Here is a 4,461-nt window from a genome sequence, read left to right as displayed (position 1 = left end):
CGGCGGCCATCGCCCCGCAGCGGGTATGGCCGCCGCGCGAATTCTTCATGGCCAAGCGCGAGGAACTGCAGGCCCGCCACCAGCGCTTCGGCGACACCGCCGACAACCTTGAGCCGGACATCAAGGACGGCCCCGGCGGCCTGCGCGACCTGCATACGCTGGGCTGGATGGCGCTGCGCGCGTTCGGCGTGCGCGACCTGGAGCCGTTGATCGGGCTGGGCCATGTCGGCGGCGACGAGGCCGCCGCGCTGCGCCGCGAGCGCCGCGAACTGGCGCGCTTGCGCTACGGGCTGCACCTGGTCGCCAACCGCCCGGAAGAGCGCCTGCGCTTCGATTACCAGAAGACCCTGGCGCAGCGCCTGGGCTTCTCCGACGACGTCGAGAGCCTGGGCGTGGAAAAGATGATGCAGCGCTTCTATCGCAGCGCGGCGATCGTGCGCCGGCTCAGCGACCGGCTGCTGCAGCGCTTCGAGGAACAGTTCGACGGCGAAGCGCAGCCGCAGCCGCTGCACGGCGGCTTCTCGCTGCGCCGCGGCTATCTGGCTGCCGACGACGAGCGCTGGCCGCAGGCCGATCCGGTGCAGGTGTTCGCGCTGTTCGCCACCTGGGCCGCGCACGGCGAGATCCGCGGTCTGCATTCGCTGACCGCGCGCGCGCTGGCCGAGGCGCTGCCGCATCTGCCGGCCTACGCCAGCGCCAGCCCGACCGCGCGCGAGCGCTTCCTGGTGCTGTTGCGCGGCCCGCGCGCGGTGCAGACGCTGACCCGGATGGCGCGGCTGGGCGTGCTCGGGCAGTGGATCCCCGCCTTCGCGCAGGTGTCCGGGCGCATGCAGTTCGACCTGTTCCACGTGTACACGGTCGACCAGCACACGCTGATGGTGCTGAAGAACATGGCGGTGTTCGCCAACGCGCGCGCCGACGAACGCTTCTCCATCGCCCACGAAGTCTGGCCGCGGCTGCGCAAGCCGGAACTGCTGCTGCTGGCCGGCCTGTTCCACGACATCGCCAAGGGCCGCGGCGGCGACCATTCGGAGCTGGGCGCGGTGGATGCGCGCGCGTTCTGCGCCGCGCACGCGCTCAGCGCCGCCGACACCGAGCTGGTCGCCTGGCTGGTCGAGCAGCATCTGCGCATGTCGGTGACCGCGCAGAAGCAGGACATCGCCGATCCGGAGGTGATCCATCGCTTCGCCAGCCTGGTCGGCGACCGCGAGCGCCTGGACTATCTGTACCTGCTGACCTGCGCCGACATCGCCGGCACCAGCCCCAAGCTGTGGAATGCGTGGAAGGACCGGCTGCTGGCCGACCTGTACTTCGCCGCGCGCCGCGCCCTGCGCGAAGGCCTGGAGCATCCGCTGCCGGTGGCCGAGCGCCTGCAGGAGGCGCGCGAGGCCGCGCGCGCGCTGATGCACATCCAGGGCCACGACGACGCCATCATCGACCGTCAGTTCGCCGGCATGCCGGACGAGAGCTTCCTGCGCTTCCGTCCTGAGCAACTGGCCTGGCAGGCGACCTCGCTGATGGAGGTGGAACTGGGCGGCACCCTGGTCAAGGTGCGCCCGGTCACCCCCGACGACGCGGCGCTGGAAGTGTTCGTGTATTCGCCGGACCGCGACGGCCTGTTCGCCGCGATCGTGATGACCCTGGACCGGCTCGGCTACGGCATCCATCGCGCGCGCGTGCTCGACGCCCCGCACGGGGCGATCTTCGACACCTTCGAGGTGATGCCGGCCGACGCCTTCGCCAGCGGCGACATCGCGCAGTTGCAGGCCGGACTGCGCGAGGCGCTGGCCGGCGACCTGGCGCGGCTGCGCCCGGCGCGGCGGGTGGTGCCGCGCCAGCTACGGCATTTCCGCTTCGCCCCGCGCATCGAATTCCGCGAAAGCCTCGACGGCCGCCTGACCCGGCTCAGCCTGGTCGCGCCGGACCGCCCGGGGCTGCTGTCGGACGTGGCCCAGGTGCTGCGCCGGCAGCACCTGCGCGTGCACGACGCGCGCATCGCCACCTTCGGCGAGCGCGCCGAGGATCTGTTCCACATCACCGACGAGCACAACCTGCCGTTGCCCGACGCCGCCCGCCAGGCGTTGCAGGCCGCGCTGCAGGCCTGCCTGGACCCCGATACCCCGCCTGGAGACCCCCGCTGATGGCCACCAAGAAGCCTGCCGCCAAGAAGCCCGCTGCCAAGACGGCGGCCCCCAAGAAGACGGCCAAGCCGGTTGCCGCAAAGCCGGCGGCGCCGACCGTGGCGAGCAAGCCCGCCAAGCCCGCGCCGAAGCCGCTGCGCGCCAAGCCGGTGGCCGTGCCCAGCGCCGACGAACTGAAGTTCACCATCGACAGCGCTTTCGAGCGCCGCGCCACGCTGACGCTCGACGAGATCGAGGGGTCGACCCGGCCGGTGGTCAACCGCGTCATCGATGGCCTGGAGAGCGGCGAGTTCCGTGTCGCCGAGCCCGACGGGCACGGCGGCTGGAAGGTCAACGAGTGGCTGAAGAAGGCGGTGCTGCTGTACTTCCGGGTCAACGAGATGGCCGTGGTGGAAGCGCAGCCGGCGCCGTTCTGGGACAAGGTGGAAGCGCGCTTCGCCGGCTATCACGAAGCCGAGTTCCGCAAAGCCGGCGTGCGCGTGGTGCCGGGCGCGGTGGCGCGCCGCGGCAGCTACTTCGGCAAGGACGTGGTGCTGATGCCGAGCTTCACCAACATCGGTGCGCACGTGGGCGAGGGCACCATGGTCGACACCTGGGCCACGGTCGGTTCCTGCGCGCAGATCGGCAAGCACTGCCACCTGTCCGGCGGCGCCGGCATCGGCGGCGTGCTCGAGCCGCTGCAGGCCAGCCCCACCATCATCGAGGACCACTGCTTCATCGGCGCGCGCTCGGAGGTGGTGGAGGGCGTGGTAGTCGGCCATCACAGCGTGATCGGCATGGGCGTGTTCCTGGGCCAGAGCACGCGCATCTACAACCGCGCCACCGGCGAGATCTCCTACGGCTACGTGCCGCCGTACAGCGTGGTGGTGTCCGGGCAGTTGCCGTCCAAGGACGGCTCGCACTCGCTGTACTGCGCGGTGATCGTCAAGCAGGTCGACGCCAAGACCCGCAGCAAGACCAGCGTCAACGACCTGCTGCGCGGCCTGGCCGACTGAGATGCCGGCGGCGGTGCCGGACCTGGCCGAGGCCGCGGCTTACCGGCACCCGTCCGCCGCCTGGTACGGGCGCGCGCTGCCGCGCCTGCTGCATGCGCCTGGCTGGACCCGGCTGCGGCGTGCGTTGACGCAACGCTGGCCGCTGCCGGCGCTTGCGAGCGACGTGCGCGAGGTGGTCTATCTGAACTGGTGGGTCGACGTGCGTCGCGCCCCGCCACCGCCGCCGGGCTACGCCCATGTCGTCCACCAGGGGCGCACGCCATACACCATCCTCAGCTATCGCCACGGCCATTTCGGCCCGGCCCTGGCCGGGCCGCTGCGGAAGCTGCTGCCATCGCCGCTGCAGAGCAACTGGCGGTGGTACCTGCGTCGCGTGGACGATGTGAACGCCGGGCCGGTGGTGCTGTTCGACCGCAACGTGATGGATGGATTGGCCTACGTGGCCGGCGCACGCGCCGCCAGCGACGCCATGCAGCCGCACCTGGCCGCGCGCTTCGTGCACGCGCTGCAGTCCGATGGCAGCGGCCACACGCAGATCGAGCCGGGGCAGGGCAGCGCGCCGGCGCTGCAACTGCACTGGCAGCCTGCCGAGGCCTGGCACGATGCCGACTGGACGCCGGCGTTCGCCACGCGCGAGGCCCTGCTGCGCTTCCTCACCTGCCAGGACGAGGCCATCGCGCGCACCTGCGACGGCCGCTGGGCCAGCACCCGCATCGCCTTGCCGGTGGATCCGGCCACGCTGCAGCCGTTGCAGTTGACCGGTGCGCTGGACTGCCCAAGGCTGCAGGCAATGGGCGTCGCACTGGAGGACGGATTGGCCTTCCGCCTGCCGCGTGTCGCGTTCCGGGTGGTGTCCGAACGGCTGCTCTGAGCGCCTGGCGCCTGGGTAACGCCGGCAGCGTGCAACAGGTTCGAGCGGTTCCGTCGCGTGCCCGTGGCACAGGGCCATGCGCGCCGGTTGCACCGCAGCGTCGCCGTGCCTGTTGCGTCGACGCTCGCCTCCGCCTGGGTGATCGACGCTGCAGGAGATGGACGGCCGGCCGTCGGTTGAACCGGGCGATCCCGCGGCCGGTCGGGAGCGCTGTGCATACCCGGCGTACATGGGTGGCCCGATACGCTGGCGCACGCGATTGCGCCACTGCCGCCACGTCAGGGGGGCGGAACGGAAGAGGCCTGGCGCGCTGCCACCAACGAACAGGAGAGACCGATGCGTACGATCATGTGGGCTTGCTGGATGACGGCGGCGTTCGCGCTGTCCGGGTGCGGCCGTGAGGGCGCGCCGGCGTCGACGACGCCCAAGCAGGGCGACACGCCTGCGGCGGCCG

At 71.6% G+C, this 4,461-nt stretch carries 3 protein-coding genes; all 3 read left to right on the top strand.

Annotated features, from left to right (window positions below):
• Positions 1 to 2,141: [protein-PII] uridylyltransferase (gene glnD / locus D588_RS0118990; RefSeq protein ID WP_017917100.1), on the top strand; the 2,141-nt coding region annotated here is incomplete at its 5' end.
• Positions 2,141 to 3,136 carry a 2,3,4,5-tetrahydropyridine-2,6-dicarboxylate N-succinyltransferase gene (gene dapD, locus D588_RS0118985; RefSeq protein WP_017917099.1) on the top strand — a complete coding sequence of 332 codons (996 nt, stop codon included), beginning with the start codon at positions 2,141 to 2,143 and terminating at the stop codon, positions 3,134 to 3,136. The genes glnD and dapD, both read left to right, overlap by 1 nt.
• A 1-nt stretch (position 3,137) precedes the next feature.
• The gene (locus D588_RS0118980; protein ID WP_017917098.1) at positions 3,138 to 4,007 is read left to right on the top strand and encodes a hypothetical protein; all 870 of its coding nucleotides are present in this window, start codon (positions 3,138 to 3,140) and stop codon (positions 4,005 to 4,007) included.
• Positions 4,008 to 4,461: the final 454 nt, after the last annotated feature.

Origin of the sequence: Xanthomonas sp. SHU 308 (assembly GCF_000364645.1) — a bacterium.
In the GTDB taxonomy this organism is placed as follows: domain Bacteria; phylum Pseudomonadota; class Gammaproteobacteria; order Xanthomonadales; family Xanthomonadaceae; genus Xanthomonas_A; species Xanthomonas_A sontii.
The sequence above is the reverse complement of the archived record's forward strand: the minus strand, read 5'-3'. Positions and strand labels throughout refer to the sequence as shown.

Coding starts and splice junctions, on each gene's coding strand:
- dapD (WP_017917099.1), top strand. CDS start 2,141: ATGGCCACCAAGAAGCCTGCCGCCAAGAAGCCCGCTGCCAAGACGGCG.
- D588_RS0118980 (WP_017917098.1), top strand. CDS start 3,138: ATGCCGGCGGCGGTGCCGGACCTGGCCGAGGCCGCGGCTTACCGGCAC.